This window comes from Paenibacillus medicaginis, from assembly GCF_042138635.1.
Taxonomy (GTDB): domain Bacteria; phylum Bacillota; class Bacilli; order Paenibacillales; family Paenibacillaceae; genus Paenibacillus; species Paenibacillus medicaginis.
The window spans coordinates 61192-80671 of sequence record NZ_JBHIRY010000026.1; the positions used below are offsets into that span (position 1 = coordinate 61192).

Annotated in this window: 16 protein-coding genes and 1 pseudogene; 15 read left to right on the forward strand and 2 right to left on the reverse strand. The window is 41.2% G+C overall.

Features of this window, described 5'->3' with window-relative positions:
* The first annotated feature begins 609 nt into the window (after positions 1 to 609).
* The 5 genes from ACE5LO_RS21395 to ACE5LO_RS21415 all read left to right on the forward strand — a co-directional run bounded on the left by ACE5LO_RS21395 (position 610) and on the right by ACE5LO_RS21415 (position 8651).
* Positions 610 to 2031 carry an ATP-binding protein gene (locus ACE5LO_RS21395; protein ID WP_375522010.1) on the forward strand — a complete coding sequence of 474 codons (1422 nt, stop codon included), beginning with the start codon at positions 610 to 612 and terminating at the stop codon, positions 2029 to 2031.
* Positions 2021 to 4747, forward strand: coding sequence for a Z1 domain-containing protein (locus tag ACE5LO_RS21400; RefSeq protein WP_375522011.1), 2727 nt, complete (start codon positions 2021 to 2023; stop codon positions 4745 to 4747). The genes ACE5LO_RS21395 and ACE5LO_RS21400 overlap by 11 nt, the downstream gene beginning before the upstream one ends.
* Positions 4728 to 5681, forward strand: a complete 954-nt coding sequence (locus tag ACE5LO_RS21405) for a PD-(D/E)XK motif protein (RefSeq protein WP_375522012.1) — start codon at positions 4728 to 4730, stop codon at positions 5679 to 5681. The genes ACE5LO_RS21400 and ACE5LO_RS21405 overlap by 20 nt, the downstream gene beginning before the upstream one ends.
* A gap of 11 nt (positions 5682 to 5692) precedes the next feature.
* Entirely contained in the window at positions 5693 to 7729 is a 2037-nt protein-coding gene (locus ACE5LO_RS21410; RefSeq protein WP_375522013.1) for an AIPR family protein, read from the forward strand.
* A gap of 115 nt (positions 7730 to 7844) precedes the next feature.
* Positions 7845 to 8651: an HNH endonuclease gene (locus ACE5LO_RS21415; RefSeq protein WP_375522014.1), complete on the forward strand. Its 807-nt coding sequence runs from the start codon at positions 7845 to 7847 to the stop codon at positions 8649 to 8651.
* A 396-nt stretch (positions 8652 to 9047) separates the two neighbouring features.
* Here the strand turns inward: ACE5LO_RS21415 and ACE5LO_RS21420 are convergent, their stop codons facing one another.
* Entirely contained in the window at positions 9048 to 9299 is a 252-nt protein-coding gene (locus ACE5LO_RS21420) for a helix-turn-helix domain-containing protein (protein WP_375522015.1), read from the reverse strand.
* Between the two features lie 167 nt (positions 9300 to 9466).
* Between ACE5LO_RS21420 and ACE5LO_RS21425 the strand changes: the two genes are divergently transcribed.
* The 5 genes from ACE5LO_RS21425 to ACE5LO_RS21450 all read left to right on the forward strand — a co-directional run bounded on the left by ACE5LO_RS21425 (position 9467) and on the right by ACE5LO_RS21450 (position 12641).
* A complete protein-coding gene (locus tag ACE5LO_RS21425; RefSeq protein WP_375522016.1) occupies positions 9467 to 9691 on the forward strand; it encodes a hypothetical protein in 225 nt (74 codons plus the stop codon).
* Positions 9669 to 9971, forward strand: a complete 303-nt coding sequence (locus ACE5LO_RS21430) for a hypothetical protein (RefSeq protein WP_375522017.1) — start codon at positions 9669 to 9671, stop codon at positions 9969 to 9971. The genes ACE5LO_RS21425 and ACE5LO_RS21430 overlap by 23 nt, the downstream gene beginning before the upstream one ends.
* 230 nt (positions 9972 to 10201) lie before the next feature.
* Positions 10202 to 10435, forward strand: a complete 234-nt coding sequence (locus ACE5LO_RS21435; protein ID WP_375522018.1) for a hypothetical protein — start codon at positions 10202 to 10204, stop codon at positions 10433 to 10435.
* Positions 10428 to 11396 (forward strand): ROK family protein, encoded by a 969-nt coding sequence (locus ACE5LO_RS21440; protein WP_375522019.1) that lies wholly within the window; start codon positions 10428 to 10430, stop codon positions 11394 to 11396. Before ACE5LO_RS21435 ends, ACE5LO_RS21440 begins: the two co-directional genes overlap by 8 nt.
* 423 nt (positions 11397 to 11819) lie before the next feature.
* On the forward strand, positions 11820 to 12641 hold the full coding sequence (locus ACE5LO_RS21450) for an AAA family ATPase (protein WP_375522028.1): 822 nt from the start codon (positions 11820 to 11822) through the stop codon (positions 12639 to 12641).
* 66 nt (positions 12642 to 12707) lie between these two features.
* Here ACE5LO_RS21450 and ACE5LO_RS21455 read toward each other — a convergent pair whose 3' ends face one another.
* A complete protein-coding gene (locus tag ACE5LO_RS21455) occupies positions 12708 to 15860 on the reverse strand; it encodes a DEAD/DEAH box helicase (RefSeq protein ID WP_375522020.1) in 3153 nt (1050 codons plus the stop codon).
* Between the two features lie 237 nt (positions 15861 to 16097).
* On the opposite strand from ACE5LO_RS21455, the gene ACE5LO_RS21460 reads away from it, so the two are divergent.
* The 5 genes and pseudogenes from ACE5LO_RS21460 (at position 16098) to ACE5LO_RS21480 (ending at position 19019) form a co-directional block, all read left to right on the forward strand.
* Positions 16098 to 16487, forward strand: a complete 390-nt coding sequence (locus ACE5LO_RS21460; RefSeq protein ID WP_375522021.1) for a hypothetical protein — start codon at positions 16098 to 16100, stop codon at positions 16485 to 16487.
* 29 nt (positions 16488 to 16516) lie between these two features.
* Entirely contained in the window at positions 16517 to 17704 is a 1188-nt protein-coding gene (locus tag ACE5LO_RS21465) for an AAA family ATPase (protein WP_375522029.1), read from the forward strand.
* 2 nt (positions 17705 to 17706) lie between these two features.
* A complete protein-coding gene (locus tag ACE5LO_RS21470; RefSeq protein WP_375522022.1) occupies positions 17707 to 17985 on the forward strand; it encodes a hypothetical protein in 279 nt (92 codons plus the stop codon).
* Between the two features lie 369 nt (positions 17986 to 18354).
* Positions 18355 to 18674, forward strand: a pseudogene (locus ACE5LO_RS21475) (type I-C CRISPR-associated protein Cas8c/Csd1); the annotation flags it as partial.
* 159 nt (positions 18675 to 18833) lie between these two features.
* Positions 18834 to 19019, forward strand: coding sequence for a type I CRISPR-associated protein Cas7 (locus tag ACE5LO_RS21480; protein ID WP_445993911.1), 186 nt, complete (start codon positions 18834 to 18836; stop codon positions 19017 to 19019).
* Positions 19020 to 19480: the final 461 nt, after the last annotated feature.

The window sequence follows — 19480 nt, forward strand, 5'->3', positions numbered from 1 at the left end:
TTCTGGGACGTGACTTATTGGATTGTAGACCAAAAAACCTAATGAAGAGTCGTATTACATTAGTATCAATAGAAACAGTTTTTTGATGGTAAGCATAACAGAGTATTGCGTTTGCAATGTAATCTCTGACCCCAGGTAAACTAATCAAATTTTCGTATCTTTTTGAAATCTTTCCATTAAAATATGAAGCATATTTTGTCGACAGTTGCTTTAATTCTAAAAGCGCGATAAATTAGACCAATAGGGTTAATTATTTCTATTAGTCTTGAATCTGAAGCCGCAGAAATTCTTCAATTGTTGGGAAACTAGCGAGAAGTGAGGTATAGACCTCTTCGACTTTACTTACATGAGTCTGTTTGCAGTAAGAATTCAGCTATAAGTATGTGGTAGGACTCTTTGGTAGTACACCAAGGATAATTTCTTCTATTACGGTCAAATCACAACTTTAATGTGTCCCAAAAGAAAATTAATGAATTGCCCATTTTGTACCTCTTTAATGAAGGTTATAGTAAAAAAAAATTAAACTTATACCGATTAAATTAAGTAGGAGCTACTCTTTGCTGATCGCTTAGAAGATCAGAAAGGAATATTGAACAGGGTGTTGATGATGTGAAGAAGGAAATTGTAAGTCCTAATGTTAAAAATTTCATTGTGTCACTTCGTGATGTAGGTTATACATTTGAAGTTGCAGTTGCAGATGTTTTGGATAATAGTATCACAGCTCAAGCTGCAGAAATACATATTCAGATACATGCAGAACCGGAACTGACTTTTTGCATGCTCGATAATGGCAATGGAATGACCAGTACTGAGCTTGTAGAGGCTATGCGCTTAGGAACGAAAAGTCCAGAGGGTGAGAGGAGTCAATCAGATTTAGGTAGATTTGGGCTAGGCCTAAAGACAGCCTCGTTTTCACAGTGCAAAAAATTGACTGTCATATCTAAAAAAAACAGGAAAACTTCAGTAAGGCAGTGGGACCTGGATTTTATTGCAGATAAAGGTGAGTGGATCTTGTTAACTCCTCCACTTAATCAGTTGATAAGTCTACCCCTGGTAAAACAATTAAAATCTCAGGACAATGGAACTCTAATTATTTGGCAAGGAATTGATAACATAACCAAATCAGATGTGTCATCTACAATTTCAAATTTAAGAAAGCACTTATCATTAGTTTTTCACCAATTCTTGGAGGGAGGACCAAAGCAAAAAGCTATTAACATTACAATCAATAACAATTCATTAAAGCCTTTTAATCCTTTCAATGTTAATCATCCAGCTACCCAGCAGCTTACAATCGAAAAGTTGAAAATCAATAGATCTACAATCACAATACAGCCGTTTATTCTTCCGCATCACTCTAAGTTGTCCCAACAGGAGTATGAACAATATGCCACGGAAGAAGGGTACACAGGAACTCAAGGTTTTTACCTTTATAGAGCACGAAGACTGCTTATATACGGAACCTGGTGGGGATTGCATAAGACAAATGATGCTCATAAACTTGTTCGGATTAAAATCGATATTACTAATGAACAGGATAAGGACTGGGGGATTGATATTAAGAAATCAACAGCAAGTCCTATTCCGGAGATAAAAAATGACTTAAGAAGAATTATTAGACAAGTTACAGAAAAAGGCTCACGACTCTACACTGGTAGAGGGAAAAAAATAGAGGATAAAACAACAACTAAATTTTGGGAGCTAGTCCCTTATAATGGAGGTTTCAGATTTACTTTAAATCAGGATCATCCATTACTAGATAGATTGATTAAGGAGCTAGCGGTCGAGACTCGTGAAATACTGCAAATGTATCTAAAAGGCCTACAAGCATATTTACCTCTTGATGCGATCCAAGCACAGTTGCAGCAGAATCCATACGAAGTACACCAAGAAACCTTATTGACTGAAGAAGATATTAAGGAAATAGCAATGAAGCTTAGATCTAGTGGATTAGACGAAGAGATAATTGCCAGTCTACTAAAAACCGAGATGTTTAAGAATAGAGAGGAGTTTTTGAAAGATGGAGACTAATAGTTATCAGGTGATAAAATCCTTTATTCTGAAAAAGCTGCAGGATGTAGAAGGGGTTCTACCTGAAAATAAAATTAAAGAAGAGATAGAAGCGATCCAAAAGGTTATTTCTGCAACTGGTATTTCTGTTTTATCGGTCCTCCTGTCTGCTCCTGATCTAAGGGAACTATCAGAAAAGGATTGGATGCGCATGGAGCGGGAACTTGAAACCCACTTCGACGTAAGAATGGAAACTGGGATACTTGTTCAAGGGACAGATCAGCAGAAAAGAGACACTACATGGTGGACTGGTAAAGTGAAACAAGAGTCCCATGGGTACTACTGGAAAAGGTATAAGGAGTACATAAGTAAATTCTTAGCGCCCGAAGTAGTTAAGACTACTGATGAAGATACGGATATAGTCATGGATAATATTGAGAATCCTTTTAACGAGTCTATTGAAGCCTTCTCAAGAGTAGGTATGGTCGTTGGTCACGTACAATCAGGAAAAACAAGCAATTATTCTGCCTTGGTCTGTAAAGCCGCTGATGCAGGCTATAAGTTTATTGTAGTTATAGCTGGAGGTATGAATAACCTTAGGGATCAAACTCAAGTACGCCTGAATGAGGCATTTGTTGGAAAAGATAAAGGGATTCCTGTAGGGGTTGGGAAGCTTGGGGATATGAAAGCTGAACTTCTTCCGATAAGCCTAACCACAGCAGAGCAGGACTTCAATAAGCAAGACGCAGATAAAAACAAGCAGGGAATAAATCTTGATAATATCAGTAGCCCGATATTATTGGTCATTAAGAAAAACTCAAAAACACTCAAAAACGTAATAGATTGGCTTAAAGCACAATATACAAACCAAATCGCCAAACATGCCATGCTTATGATTGATGATGAATCGGATTATGCCTCAATAAATACTAAAAGTGAAGAAGATCCAACAATTATTAATAAAAGGTTAAGAGAGCTTTTACAGTTGTTTCACAAAAGCGCTTATGTAGCTTACACAGCTACGCCATATGCCAATATTTTTATTGACCATGAAGCTGTAAATGATGACGTTGGAAAAGATATCTTTCCTAAAGATTTCATTTATGCTCTAAAGGCACCAACTAATTATTTTGGAGCAGCGAAAATATTCTTAGATCCTAATCTTAAGCACGTTGTTTGTATAAAAGATTATAAGAAGATTTTACCTCTCAATCATAAAAAAGATATACCTATACGTTGCCTACCTGATAGTTTGTATGAGGCTGTCCGACATTTCGTAATAAATGTTGGTGTTAGGAAACTTCGGGGCCAGGGAGACAAGCATAATAGTATGCTCATCCATGTTACTCGTTTTACAAAGGTTCATCAAAGGGTTAGCATGTATATCCGTTCATATGTTGAAGAGATCCAAAAAGCGGTATCTTCATATGGTAGATTGTACAATGCCTCATTACAGAACAAAATAATTAAGGATCTAGAAGATACTTTTTCGGTAAGATACCCTAATTTAGAATTTGAATGGACATCAGTACTTCATAGCTTGGTTGAAATAATCAATTCTTTAATAGTAAGAGAAGTTCATAATGAGACAACTGTTCCTCTGGAGTATAGAAAGGACATTGCTACAAATGCGATTGTTATTGGTGGAACAAGCCTTTCGAGAGGTTATACATTGGAAGGTCTGAGCGTTAGCTACTTTCTCAGAAGTACCGTTTTTTATGATACTTTAATGCAAATGGGAAGATGGTTTGGATACCGTCCAAATTATGAGGATCTTTGCTATATTTACATGCCCGAAGAAGTGGCAGACAGGTTTAGGTTGATTATCGAAGCGACTGAAGATTTAGTCGATGATCTAAATAGAATGTCAAGAGCCAAAATGACCCCCGCGGACTTTGGGTTAGCTGTAAAATTTCATCCGGATAGTGGACTTCAGGTGACAGCAAGAAATAAACAAAAGAGTAGTCAAGACATTTATTTTGAAATGAAGCTGGATGGGACTGCTAAGGAGACAAGCTGGATTCACAGTGATCCTGAAATCAACAACAGAAATATAGAGTTAATTAAAAGTTTTGTTGCCCAAATAGAAGATGCTTATGGGTCCAAAAAGTCTTCTGAAGCTGGTGAAGCGGAACCCGAATATAGAAGCTACTTATGGAAACATGTTGATAGGGGTGTTATTGCTTATTTCATAGAACACTTTAATGTCGTCACTTCAGATCAATTTGGCTTAAATTCTAGAATGCCCATTGAATTTGTACGTGAGTATGTAAATAAGATGACAACAGATTGGGATGTAGCATTATATAGTGGTAAGGAAAAAAATCAGGATTTTTCTATAGGTAACATAAAAATAAAGCAGGAACGACGTAAGCTTATATACAAAGGCGATTACTTAGAAGTTAGTAACAGGCAGGTGTCTACTGGAACTGCTGAAGCTATTTCTCTAACTAAGGAGGATAGAAAAAAATGTGGGAGTGATCGAAAGGCAGCAAGGAGTAAGTTGGAAAGACCACTTCTTATGTTGCATGTAATTGATGGAGAAGTGAGCTCTCCAGAGGGTGAAGATCTAAATAACGATCCTCGGACTCCTAAAGGGGGATTGGCCGCCTTCGGTATCAGTTTTCCTGGTGGCATCGAAAGCGGTAAAAAGACTGTAAAAGTAAAAATTAACAGTGTAACTATTAAAAATCTTTTAAGTGAAGTTGAGGAAGATTATGACGACTATGCACAATAGGCCTTGGATAGGAATGGAGCGGCTTTCTAAAAGACGTGTTGATGCTCATACACCTCATAACCTGTTTTGGATTATTGATCCCCATGGGAGTTACGGACTACGAATCCAAACAAACACTAGCATTGATATAAAAGAGGAAAAAATAAAGCTTAAAGGCATTCAACTGATAAGAGATGAGACGGGGAGTAATACAACGGATCTGTTTTTAATACTTCAAAATAATGAAGACTGGGAGATCTTCTATTCACTATGTGATGATTTGATAAGAGTAGTGTTGGAATACTTTGATGGTAAAGAAATGATCAATGCAATAGAATTGCGTCTTAAACGCTGGCAGCAGCTATTAATGCAGGATAAGCGATCTTCATTTTCTATAGAGCAGCAGATGGGATTGTTTTCGGAGCTCTTGTGCCTAAAAAATCTTGTGGTCCCTAAGGTTGGTATACATCAGGCGATTACAGCTTGGAACGGTCCATCTTTGGATAAACAGGACTTTCTACTTGATGATGCTGTTCTTGAGGTAAAGTCATACAGAACTTCTAAGGGAGATACTGTAAGCATCTCTTCTATGAAGCAGCTCTACAGTGATAAAAATTCCATATATTTAGCGGTATATGCCCTGACAGCTTCTAAAAACGGAAACTCAATTGAAGAGCTATCCAATGATATTCGACAACTTATCACTGACAATGGTACAAGTAATGATTTAGATTTGTTTGAGTCTAAGCTTTTAGCGTACGGTTTTGCTCCTGAAATCATAAATGAAGAACTAAATAATTTTATAGTAGATAATCAACGAATCTTTAGTGTAACGGATGCATTTCCTAGAATTACTCCGCATGATGTTAAGGACCCAATTGTATCAATAAGCTACTCTATTGATTTATCGAAATGTCTAGAGTTTGAGACAAGCTTAGAGAACTTTCTGAAGTGAGGGAGTAAGAAATGATCAGTTTAGAGGAGTTCCATCAGGACTTTTTACAGAGCGTTCTTGCTGATGCAGAAAGCAGAGGGCTAATGCGAAGCCAGGCTTTTTTTGAAACTGCCTGTGAAGCTTTAGTAAGCATAGGTGAGCTTACCAGTGACTATACGGCAGCAGACTACTCCAAAACAGGTATTGAAGTTCACGGTTATGATTATGATGAAACTCGAGAAATGCTCACTGTTTTAGTTCATCAATTTTTTCAAGAAGATCATATAGACACGCTGACAAAAATGCATATCACAACAAAGTTCAATAGGCTCAGAACGTTTGTAAAAAGAAGTATAGGCGGGCTTTATAGAGATATGGAAGAAACGTCGGATGCGTACTCGATAGCTTATTATATCTACCATTATGTTCAAGTTGGGAAAGTAAGTAGAATTCGACTGATTGTGCTTACTGACGGTAAAATAACAAGAACTCTGACTGATTTACCCTCTGAAGAGCTGGACAATATTCCAGTAGACTTAAGGGTGATTGATATTGAATATATTCACAAGATTTATTTATCCGAGTATACGGACAATAATTTCGAGATAAATGTAAAACTACCCTACTTAGAGATTCCAACGAGCTCAGAAGAGTACCAGTCTTATTTGTCTTTTTTAACAGGTGACGACCTAGTGGGAATCTATGAGCAGTTTGGACAGAAACTTTTCGAGCAGAACGTTAGAACTTTTTTACAGTTTAAAGGTGGAGTAAATAAAGGGATCAGAAACACAATTGAGTATAATCCTGGACTGTTCTTTGCCTACAACAATGGGATTACCGCGACAGCAAGTGAAGTTAAGTTTGATGATGAGGGGAACATCTCAAAAATTATTGATTTCCAAATTGTAAACGGTGCTCAAACCACATCGTCTATCTATGCAGCCAAAAAGAATTCAAAATTAGATGTATCTAAGGTTTCTGTTCAAATGAAGCTGTCTGTAGTTAAAGAGAAGGAAAAACAGCATGATTTCGTTTCAAAAGTCTCTGAGTATGCTAATACTCAGAACAAAGTGAATAAGTCAGACTTCTTCTCTAACAATCCCTACCACAAGGAAATGAAAAATAACTCTAAAAGGGTGTGGGCTCCAAGTGTAGGGGGGTCACAGCGCAGAACGCATTGGTACTATGAAAGAGTACGAGGAGAGTATCTCAACGAACAGACTTATCTTACTAAAGCAGAAAAGACTAAATTCCAATTGGAAAATCCAAAGTCGCAACTACTGGATAAAACTTTTTTATCGAAGAGTGAAAACTCATGGCTTAGAAAGCCAGATGTTGTATCCAAGGGAGCCCAGTATAGCTTTGCTTCGTTTGCAGATCATATCACAGGGTGGCTTGAAAAGGAGAATCTCGCAATTACGGAGAGCTACTTTAAAGATGCGGTAGCACGTATTATTCTTTTTAAAAACGTAGAGAAGGCGATCTCTAAGGCCGCGTGGTATGACGGTGGCTTCAGAGCTCAGACGGTAACTTATACTATTGCTTACCTGTCGGAGCTTGTAGAAGCAACGGGAAAGCATTTTAACTTTAAGAAGATATGGGACGAACAGCAGCTGCCTTATGAGCTCACTCCTATCATTGATATAATTACCAAGGGGATCTACGATTCCATTACTAATCCCCCTGAAGGGTCAGCAAATATAGCACAGTGGTGTAAAAAACGCGAATGTTGGGAAAGAGTAAAAAAGCTTCAAATGGAAGTAGAGCTAGACGATTCGCTTCTTATCAACGAGGAAGAGACAAAGTATATCAGGCGAGAAGAAAAGAAAGAAAAGAAGTTAAAGAATGATATAGAGATTCAAATTTTTGTGGTCAATACACAAAGACAAGTGTGGAAAACCTTACTAGATCATTACAAAAAATATCAATCGATATGTAAAGTAACTCGTACCCAGATGGATATACTTGAGAAAATGGCGTTAGGAACTCTGGTGGCTCCTTCGGAAAGACAAAGTAAGGTATTAAATGCACTTTATGAAAAAGCAATAAATGAGGGTATTGTAGTATAAAAATTTATAGCTCGCCTCTAAACTTTCCCTTATCCCATTTTTTATTTGCATTATTGACTTTTTGCAGTAATTATATTTATAAATTGCTGTTTTATATTATGAGGAGATGCATCTTATGCCGATTGATATGGAAAGTTTGGAAATAGGGGCAGAATACGTTCGTGATACATTAGCTCCACTTTTGGGATATAAAAGCCGTCAAGCTATAAGTCGTGGAATCGTAACCCCAGTTGATGAAAATATAATCATCCTTTTCGTAACTAAAATTAAACAAAAATCAGATACTCAGTACCACGATTACTTTATAGAAGAAGGTTTACTTCATATGGAGGGAGAAACCAGCCATACAAATGATAAAAGAATAATTAATGCAGAGGCCAATAAAGATTTAATCTATTTATTTTATAGAGATATTCATCATACGCCTTTTAAATACTATGGAAGGGCATTTTTGGTAGATTATAAGCAATATTCAGATAAACCGAGTATTTTTATTTTATCCACTTCAGTCAATCAGGCTTTAAGCGCCAGTGCCCTTTCTACAGAACAGAATAAAACGAATTCAGTGGAAATAAACTTTATTGCTGATGAAGAAGGAGCAACAAAAACAAGAATCCATGTCAGTTATGAACGCAGTATAAAGAATCGAACTAAAGCTATTGAAATACACGGAACGACTTGCAAAGCTTGTGGTTTCAAATTCAATGAATTTTACGGTGAAGATCTTGCAAATAATTTCATCGAAATTCATCACACAGTTCCATTGTCGGAGCTTAAAGAGGGAACGAGTATAAATTCTTTAACTGATTTAGTTCCTCTTTGTTCAAATTGCCATAGTATGATTCATCGTAGACGAAATAGGGTCATGACTGTAGTGGAGCTACAGAGTATAATAAAAGCTCAAAAGTATTCCTCCAAGTAAGGAAATCAATGATTCTAATAGCTATTCTTAGTGGGCTATATAGTTTTTAAGAGGACTAACTCAACAACAATGGCTAGGTAGGAATATCTAAGTGTGCTGTTTTTGCCGGTTACCGACAAAAACAGCACACTAGAACAAGGATAAGAAACGAACGAAGGAATGAACGAAGAGATGGATGTATTATAAAAGCACGGGTAATTTTCTGAAGTAGCTTGCCCTCTTATTAAAGTGGATGCCAAATAGACCGCCAGTTTCTGCTGGCGGTTTATTTTATCTGATTGACTTGAGCGTCATTCGCATTATTGCTAATTTTGAATATGTTGGTACTTGTTGGTATGGTGAAGATCGGCGGATAGAGTGGTATGTGAAATGATGAGGCCATAGAAGCGATGATATTCACTCATATTCTTCACCTAACAACTCACCAACGGATATTTCCAAAGCCTTGGCGATGATCACGATCTCATAGTCTTGAACAAGACGGTACTGTCCTTCCAGGCGTGATAGGCTCGTTGGACTGATATCCAGCCCAAAGGTCTGCAGTCTGGCTAAAAATTCTTTTTGCTTCATTCCCTTTGCTCTACGTATGGCGATTACGCGGGAGCCAATAATGTTTTTGTCACCGGGTGGTTCCTTGCGATGCTTCATATCAATATGCACCTCTCATTTTACCCAAATTGTACGAGATAGTATTGTTGTTTTAATGCGAATATCGGAGTAAAATAAAATAAACCGATATTCGCATTAAATTTAACGAGCAAATTTGAGGTGTAATTACTATGATTAGCTCAAAGAAGGGAGTAGGAGGCAAAATAATGATTCGTTTACTTGAAGAAATGGAGCAAGAAAGACGCAGGATGAATGAACTCGGCCAAGCTTTGCTGGAGCAGTCTGTCCCTCTGTCTGAGCATGAAGAGCTGCTGGTATTAAGCCAGAAGGTTGATCAGTTAATAATGCAGCTGCATCATGCAAAATTCGAACAAACAGAAGGACAATATGTGCGAGGAGGAGTCAATTTTGAAGCTCCCAATATGGTTTGAAAGCATTATTCAACATCGGCTTGACGATGTTTCAGCCCGCATCATACGCCATCCTGAGATTAGTAAATTACATGAGGAGGAGTATGTGGCATTTCAGAAGCTGTTTTCGGATATGGATATTGTGAATAAACCTGAGTTCTCGGAATGGGAGGATAAGCATCATTACAAGCAGGCATTGGAGAATGAATATTTGTATTGGCAGGGCATGAAGGACGGAATGCAGCTTGTATATGCCGTATCAGAGATGATGCTTCATGATGACAAAGAGAAAGAAGAATAGCATGTTACTCTTCTTCAACTTTATCGGCAATAGAGCGATCACAGGCCTGCATCAAAGAATTTTTACAGCATGCAGGTTCCTGCACATATTGTCAGGTAAGCAAGCATTACTCTTCCGGTCTCCGATAGGATGAACACCAAGAAATAGAGGAAATGTGGCATTTCGATCCGCAAACAAATCTTTTTTTCAATTCTTCTGCTTAGAATGCCAATTAGAGAGGAGACTTGCCAGTGCGTACAACATCTATTCTGCAAAATCGAGGCTTGATCGTATCCGCCCAAGCGCTCGAAGAAGAACCTTTGTACGGCGGTGATGCCATGCGGAAAATGGCAATTGCGGTGGAGTCAGCAGACACCACCTATGCTGTGGTCGGCAACGCCATCACACGCCCCCAACTGATCGCCGCAAGGTTCACCGCAGCGGTTCACGCTGTGCTTCAGACGGAGATGTTCCCGTATGGTTAGGCTTGGGCGGGAAAAGCAACCGCCCGAGGTCGCCATCGGGCTGGATATTGGCGGCACGAAGATCCATGCTGGCGTTATAGACCGTGACGGAACCATTTTGCACATGGTTGGCTATCCGACGAAGACAACCGACATGCCACTTATTGAGCATATCAAACAAATTGCTGGAGAAGCGCTGGACTGGCAGCGGAATGCCATGGCGGAAGCGAAGGTCATCGGAATCGGCATCGGAACGGCCGGACAGGTGGAGTGGCCTTCCGGCATCATCCGTTATGCCTCCGAGCTGCTTCCGAATTATACAGGTACACCTTTAAAAGAGATTATCACCAGCGCATTCGGACTGCCGGTAATTGTGGATAATGACGTAAATGTGATGGCCATCACCGAAGCGCGGCTGGGGGCGGGCCGGAATGTGCAGCATATGGTCGGGCTAACGCTCGGAACGGGTGTTGGCGGGGTGGTCGTGGCAAACGGCGCCATTCTCCGCGGGAAGTGGGGCGGTGCCGGAGAGATCGGACATATGCCGGTTGACTTCAAGGGCATCCCCTGCATCTGTGGGGGCATTGGCTGTCTGGAACAGTATGCTTCCGGTACATCCATTGCCGCCCGGTATCACGAACGAATGGCTGCATTTGGAGAAACGGCCGATTCGCCGCCAGACACCCGTGAGGTGGTTCGACGCTGGCTGGCAGGTGATACGGCGGCCATTGAGGTGATGGATGATGCGTTCCGCGCTCTTGGAGCTGCAATTGCGGGGTTAATGCATCTGTACAATCCCGAATTAATCGTGATCGGTGGTGGTCTGGCAGATATCGGTGAGCCCTTGCTTTCCTGTATTCGAAAGGAGGCTTATGCAAGAGCGATGCCCTCCTTCGCGGAAGGAGTCCCCATCGTGCGGGCGGCAAGCGGCAATGGCAGCGGCATGATCGGCGCGGCGCTGCAATTATGGGAATATCGTTAAAACTCCTGCGGCAGCCTTTGTGCAAATGGGAGTATTGAAGAAAACGGAACCATTGCGACAGTGGTCATTTTGTAGATATTGATAAAAACCCCTAGGCTGTAAGCTGGCGTCGGTAATCAACCGGCGTCAGCTTGTTCAGTTTTTTTTGAATTCTTTCGTGGTTATATGTAGGCTAATTGTCTCTTTCTTGACATCATCGGAATAGTATTGAGAACATAACGAAGGAGAATGGAACATAATGCCGCCGGAAAACCTACATTTGCTACCAATGAAACCACCTCCTGAATCCGTGATCTGTGTTACTTAAATTACAAGAACATTAAAGGAAATCCCCCGTCTGATGGAGAAAAAGAAGGATCATATCCTAATTCTACTTTTCACCATCGAGGTGCGTTGAGAAAATACGATAAGACGGTAGAAGGAGTGTGGCAATTGATTTATTTGAGAAGCTTTAAGCTTTCTGATTATACGGATCGAAATCCCAACATATACCCTGATCATGTATTTAAGCACGTGGCTGGAGAGGTGCTTATGTTTGATCGAATTACTGTGTTGTACGGCAATAACGGTAGCGGCAAATCCACTTTGCTCAATGTAATTGCCAACAAACTGGGAATTTCGGGGGCTGAAAGAATGACAAACTATGGGCATAGTATTTATGCTCAGCGATTCCTTGATTTGAGCAGCTATCAGCTTGGGCATGATGAGCAAGAGCATAAAATCAGGCAGCTTCCTGAAGGAAGCCGATATATGAAATCAGAGGATATTTTATATGAGATCAAGAAGATACAGCAATCCTCCGTGTTGCGTGAGGGAATACTGTATGAGGAGCAGGTCGACAAAGGGATGAGCAAGGCCCAGGTAGCACAATATGAAGCCTCGTATGCGTTTAAGAAGAAGCTGGAGAATATTCAATTTTCACAAGAAAAATACTCTAATGGAGAAACCTCCATGCAGTTCTTTGAGGAATATCTGCTACCCGGGCAATTGTATTTATTGGACGAGCCGGAAACGTCGCTTTCCCCTGCCAATCAAATCAGACTGGCAGAACAAATCAATGAATTGGCACGATTTTTTGATAGTCAATTTATTATTGCCACTCATTCTCCCTTTGTGTTAGGCACGTTAAATGCCAAAATCTATAATCTGGATGCCAGGCCTCTTCAAACAGCAGAATGGTTTGAACTGAACAATGTACAATTTTTTTATCGCTTCTTCAATAAGCATAGGCAATTGTTTGAATAAGAGTAGAACAGACACAGTGGTGACAAGACGAATGTCATTTCCTGTGTCTTTTTTTATTTTTTGAACTTAAACTTCCAATCTGTCCACCAACGCCTTAGCGTTTGGATACTGCATCCAAAGCTGCTTATCGCCTACAACGAAAAGCCGATGTTTAGCGCGGGAAACGGCCACATTTAACAGATTCGGCTCAGTCGTTGCCCATTGAACAGCAGATTTTCGCGTGGAATCAGCACCCAAGCAAAGCACCACCACATTTGCTTCTTTCCCCTGGAATGTGTGTACTGTTCCGATGGAGCGATACAGCCATCTGACATATGCCTTCTTCGATACGTTACCTTTCGTAATATGCTGATAATGTCGCTTCAACAGTTCGATCAGATTTCGTTTAACCGCTGTAAATGGTGTAATGACAAACAAGTCAGGCAGCTTGGGTTCCGTATGCTGCGCTGCCATGATGGTGAATGCTTGGCTGACCAAACGGGCGACCTCTATTCCCTGCGCGCGTACATACTGTTTTGAGGTTACTTCTCCGTATACGTCTATCCAGCGGCTTGCTCCCAAATCTTCGAATGTTCTCAAGACATCTGACGATGGTGGTTTGTTATCAAGCACCATCCGACCATCATAAGCAATTTCATTGCTAATGTCGAACATCGGATGATCACATCTGCGATGAACCCATAACGGACTGCCAAGCCAACTCTCTTTTAGCCACGTTCCATGCGAATTCGCTGTATCCGCGAGCGTTTGAACGGAGGCTGTGGAAGACACATATGCAGCATTTACGCCATAATGCTGTTGCAGATCGGAGAAAATCGATTCAGGCAAAGTTACGACAGGTTCAATTTGTTTCGGGTCGCCGACGACAACCGTCTTCTGAGCGCGCCATATCGCACCAACCGCTGCTTGCGGCACGGCTTGTCCTGCTTCGTCAATGAATAGCCATCCGAAGGATTCCTTTCCAAGTCCGTGGAACATAGAGTGGACAGAGGCAAACGCGGTGGAGACGACAGGAACGGCAAGGGTGAATATGTCCCATATCGCACGAATGACCTCGGGTTCCTCCGTTTTGACCAAGGTTCTAAGATTCGTAAAGCCATAGAAGCTCCCAATGATTTGAGGCTGTGCAACAAATAAAAACTGCTCGTGAAGCCGCAATGCCTCCAAAAATAACAGTTCTCGCCCGACCGCCCATTCCTTGGTCATCCACGGCGTACTCTTCTGTTTCTCATCATGAGACAACTCCCAGAACGCTTTGTCCATGACAACTCTGCCAGTGTGTTCTTTATCTTGATCCATGAACTGTCGGAGCTTGCCCATGCTGGCTTGCAATGTCTTCATTTTCTCGTTGGAGTCATGAAGCCGAGAGTCCCATTGTTCTATGCGCTGCTGCAAGTCTTCTAACAGACGAGTGGCTTCCGTGTGCTTTTGCAGTTGCTCCGACAACATGAGATAGGCATCCCGCTGCCGCGTACGGTGAGCTTTATACTCCTTGTATTTCCATAACCTCTCCCACAATCCATACTTTATCTTGTCGAGCGTTGCGGCGATTTCTTTCCATTCCGCGACACCTTCCTGACAGCGGAATAGTGCACGTTCTTGCTGCTGATATGCTTCCAGCACTTGCTGCCGTTGCCTTGCCAATTCGTTGTGTTCGATCTGCTGTATATGTAATGCTTCTTCTTGTGATGAATGTTCCCTTAGCGTATCGAATACTTGGACTGCCTCTGCTTGATGTTGTTGTACAGTCTGCAATGCGTGACGAAAAGCTTCTCTAGCCTCGTTCCACGACTTAAAACGGTCTTCGCTAGTGGCGCGAGCCTGTTTTGCCTCCATCAACCATCGTCTGAACGAATAGCCCTCATCCTCTTTTTTAAACCAGAAGTTTCGATTAAACTTAAAACGGTTAGTGCTATTGCCCAACCTGGCCGAGATCATGCCCCAAGCGCGCTCTCCGTACACGGTTTTCGCCACACGCTGCAAATACTGTGCTCCGGGATGTGAGCGGTACGACTCAGGAATCGTTTTCTCATCCGGAAGCTCAAGCGAAATATTTTCGACTGCACCATTATTAGAAGAGGCAATGATGACGCCATAACCGGTTAGTGAATCGGCAAGATGATTGATCACCGACTGACCGATGTTTTTTATTCTATTGAACGCATCTGCCGGATTTTCAAAACATACCATGTTGCAGGCACGTTCTACAATAATGGCAGCAATGACGTCACGCAGGAGTGTCGTTTTCCCCGTACCTGGAGGGCCGTTCACTGAAAAAATACCCGACGCCTCTCCCAAACGGCTCATAATCTGGTTTACTGCCGCTTGCTGCATCAAATTCAAATGATACCCGCTTGGCCATTTGCCCAGCGGCACTTGGTCGGGAGCAGCAACAGCCGATAAATGCTCAGGTTGTCGTTCCAAATCGATTCTCGATCCCGGTTCAAGCAAATCTTCTCCATTTAGATAGTGGTGCAGCCCTTGCCCCGCAGATCCTTGGGCGATCTCTTGCCGGACGATCTCCAGATCTCGCAAAAAGAAGCTATTCAGAATATCAACATTACCTGGTTCTTGCTCATTCTCTTCTTCAGCCGCTTCTTCCTCTTGCTTCCGCTTCATTTTTTTATTACTGTAGATCCAGTAAGGTTCTGAGTGGAAAGAAGCGGCCCAACCGAATTTGTCAGTGAATGCTTCAAGAAGGGATTGCAACGAAGCAATCGTCACTTGATGTCGACAAGCTTGCATGACCGCTAAGCTTACATCTGTTTCAATTTTTCGAAATTCATCATGCCAATCCTCGTAAAGCGTTCCTCGCTTCAATTTACTGAGCGCAAACGGTACAGTAGAAATTTTGCAAGAATCCGCTACAACTTCTCCTCTATGATTCACGCGTATTTGAGCATAGGCCGTTCTTCTACCGCTTAGGTCGTCTTGAAACTCATCGGGCTTATCCGCAAAGCCGCTGCGTACCACTTGCTGCACTTCCCCAATTTCGAAAACGCCGATAAATACGGTGTGAATATACGTCCAGTCGTCCGTTTCGATTAAATTAAATGTATCAGGCTGTAGCCACGGCAGGTCATCGTCGATCCGAGCCAGCGAAGACGCGACAATTTCGTTATCCGCTATCTCTTGATCGAAATTCGCTTCATCAATTTCGTAAATTCGCAAATACTCGATTTTATGCCAGGCCTCTATTTTGTTAAGGGCGCGTTTCATAGCAGCTGAAATCTCCTGTTTGTCCGATATATCCTTTTATATTAGCATAAACAGAATATGCTTGGAATAAAACGGAAAGCAAAGACTTTCCTACAGTGTCGAAAGCATTGCTTTCCGAGAATCTCTATATTTGACGTTTATAGGTTCACGATATGTGGTAGTATACTGTCCCTTGTCCTTCAGATACAATAGAATTAGCTGTTTTATGAAATTGGTGAACTAGAGGTGAGATTAATCATGTCTAAACGCTGGTCGTATCATTCAAAACCAGTAAGATTAGAGGCAAGAGATAAGCTAGGTCTGGAAGCAACAGTGAAACAATATATTATGGCTTCTTCAAAGCTAAGCGAAGTAGTTCATCGTGTCGAAATAAAAGCAGGGAGAATTTATCTGTACCGTCTGTATGAACAATTTGGCTGGGATAACCCGGAGATGCAATTTAAAAAGCCTTTAATTGATGGAAAATATGCGGAGTTCCCAATGGCCCGCATTACACTATTTGATGTACGCGGAGAGAAGTGCGAGACTGGTTTCCAGCGTCATACAGGGCAATGGGTCAGCTTGTATGAAGGAAATCTTACGGAGTGTCTGACTTTCATTGAAGAAAATGATCAATGGTTTCAATAAAAAGTAGGAGGCCCCAAAATTGAATTATAATTGGCACCAATGCAGGTGGCAAGACTAATGCCATCGAGGGTATAAAGATTCTTTCTGAAATATCTTCGGGGAGAGAACTGGCGGTTATTCTTGATGGATCGAAGAACGTTGATAGTGAAATTAGAGGCGGAAGTATGGGGTGTCCCAGGATTGGCTCAGATACTTTTACACTAGGCTGCATTGTTAAGTTCGATGAAGAATATGATCTGGAATATTCAATCACCATAAAAGTCAGCAATCGGGTGTTCGTTCTTTCAGAACATCTGTTCAAACTTTCACCTAACGCGAAACCGATTGTTGTTTTTCAGACCAAAGATACGCCTGATGACTTTAACGATATTCATGTAGAGTACGATAATGGGCGCAAATGGAAGACCCCTGAGGTTACATGTATTCGTTCTGTTTCTATATTGGCTCAGCTTTCGTCTAAAATGCCTACGACAAACGAACATACTAAGAAAAATGTAATGTACATCAATTCGGTTTTAGAACGCTTGGGAAGGATTTTATTTTTAGATCCGCTACCTAGTCGGATGAGAGATTATTCAAGAATGAGTGATCATGAACTAAGACCGACAGCAGATAATATTTCTTCTGTACTGCATGTATTGTGCCAAAATAAACACTATAAAGAGGAGTTATTAAAGGCACTGAAAGAGCTGCCGGAAAATGAGATTCTAGATATCGGGTTTATCGAAACTTCAATTGGCGATGTTATGTTTCGCTTGAAAGAAAAGTATGGTGAACGTTCGGAGTTTGTTGAAGCCAAACGGCTTTCGGATGGCACGCACAGATACCTGGCCATTTTATCCTCGCTTATTAGTGAAGAACCAGGCAGCATGATTGTGATCGAAGAAGTTGACAATGGCATTCATCCGAGCAGAATTAAGAGCTTAATTCAAACCATATTAAGGTTAACCAAAGAAAGAAATATAGATGTCATTATCACTACACACAACCCCGCTTTGCTTAACGCTCTTACGAAAGAAGAATTGTTAGGCGTTGTTTTGTGTTACAGGGATTTACATAATGGTTCAAGCAAATTTTACTCATTGCCAGATATAGAATCTTTACCTACTTTATTGTCCAAAGGAAATTTGGGTGACCTGACAGTTAGAGATGAACTAGTAAAGGCTTTAAAGAAGCCCGTTCAGAATAACACAGATTTAGGTTGGCTGGGGGTGTAAGTATGCATGTGAGTATCATCGACACTTCCATTTTATGTAACATTATAAACATCCCTTTTAGAAATCAGAACCATCGTGAAGTCATTGAAGAACTTACTGCATTGCAACAAGATAAACAGAAGACATTGATTCTGCCGTTAGCAGCTATTATTGAAACGGGGAATCACATTGCACATATTGCCGATGGTAATCTAAGAAGAGAACGAGCTCAAAGAATGGCCGAACTAATAAAAAGAACTGTTAACGATGAAGCTCCGTGGACTTATTATGGCAAAGAATAGGCTCTATCAGAATTTGGACTTTAGACAAGCACTTAAAATCTTATTACGAAGAATTGCCTTCTGTGCGCAGAAGGAGAGATCGATAATAACCTCTGGCAAGACAATTCAGGAGTCTGTTCTTCTGTGATATGTTAACGTGACTTGTTCGCACTCCATGTGAGTGCGTGGATTGAAATTATGAATTATAGATTTTGGTACATGTGAATGAGTTTATGGCTAAAAGACCAAGCTGCCGAGCACTTCTCAGCAGTTTGGTCTTTTAGTGCTGGTTCGATAATTTCCCCAAAGGATTCAAATGTTCTATTGCAAAAGGAGATACAAAAGCATGATATTCAAGATTGGATGAACTGGGCGCTTTATGGCAGAAGGATGCCTGAGCGAATAGTATCCAAAACCCTGCGAAGAATTCAGGCAGGAGGCGTAATGACGTGGGTACAGGCAGCGGCTATAAAAAGTTGGTTGATTAGTCAGAATAGTCAGACGTTAAACAAGGAGGATTGGACCATGGAACTGGATTCTGCCAGAATAACATCAACTTACTTATGCGGCGGCTTCAATCGACACCACGATCTATTTTTGGACTGCTGATACGTAATAGCAAATGGCATTTAAGCAAAATAGGCAAGACGCAGAAAGGATATGAAATACGCTATCAGCAAAGAATTCAACTGATAACCGAACAGCTGCAAGAATTTTCGGTTGTGCTCAGCTTGCATGAGCAGGCTGAATTTGCACTCGGCTATTTTACCATGAAAAGCAAGAGATCTATAAGAAAAAAACCGATACTCCTACCACTGTTGTCAATGAAAGTGATGCAAATCAAGAGGCTATCGAGGAGGAACGAGACAATGAATCTGAATCCAATTACTGCTCCGAGTAAGCGCTATGACTTTATGCTTGTGTTTGATGTGATGGATGGCAACCCGAACGGAGATCCGGATGGCGGCAATCTGCCGAGAATCGATCCGGAGACCATGCAGGGAATTGTGACTGATGTTGCGATTCTCCTTCTGAGTCAAGTATTACTCGTGTAGCATTAACCAATGCTGATGATATTAAAAGTGGGGATGCTGCCGATCAAGAGGCTCGTGCAGGTCAGATGGGGAGAAAAGCGCATGTCCCGTATGGTTTGTACATCGCTTATGGGTTTTATACGCCGTCATTTGCAGCGTAGGCCGAATCGATAAGGATAAGGTTGCAAGATCCAATAAAGATTATAAGGCTATTTTTGATGAAGCTCTGCCGGAGGGAGTAACGTTGCATAAGATTGTTAGCTCTTTTGGGGAAGAGAGGCTTCTCGCTGAATAATACGCAAGGTCACAAGTGTGTTGTCTCACTTCTCTTGAAATGAACAGAGAAGTATGGAATGTCATATTCCCTAAGTGTGCTTAGAGTTCAACCGGAAGGGTTGGGCTCTCTTGCTGTGCGCCACGCATGGCGATTACCTAGGCGGTGAAAGTCCGCTGTGGGGGCTGGTAGTGGCCAACCACTAGCC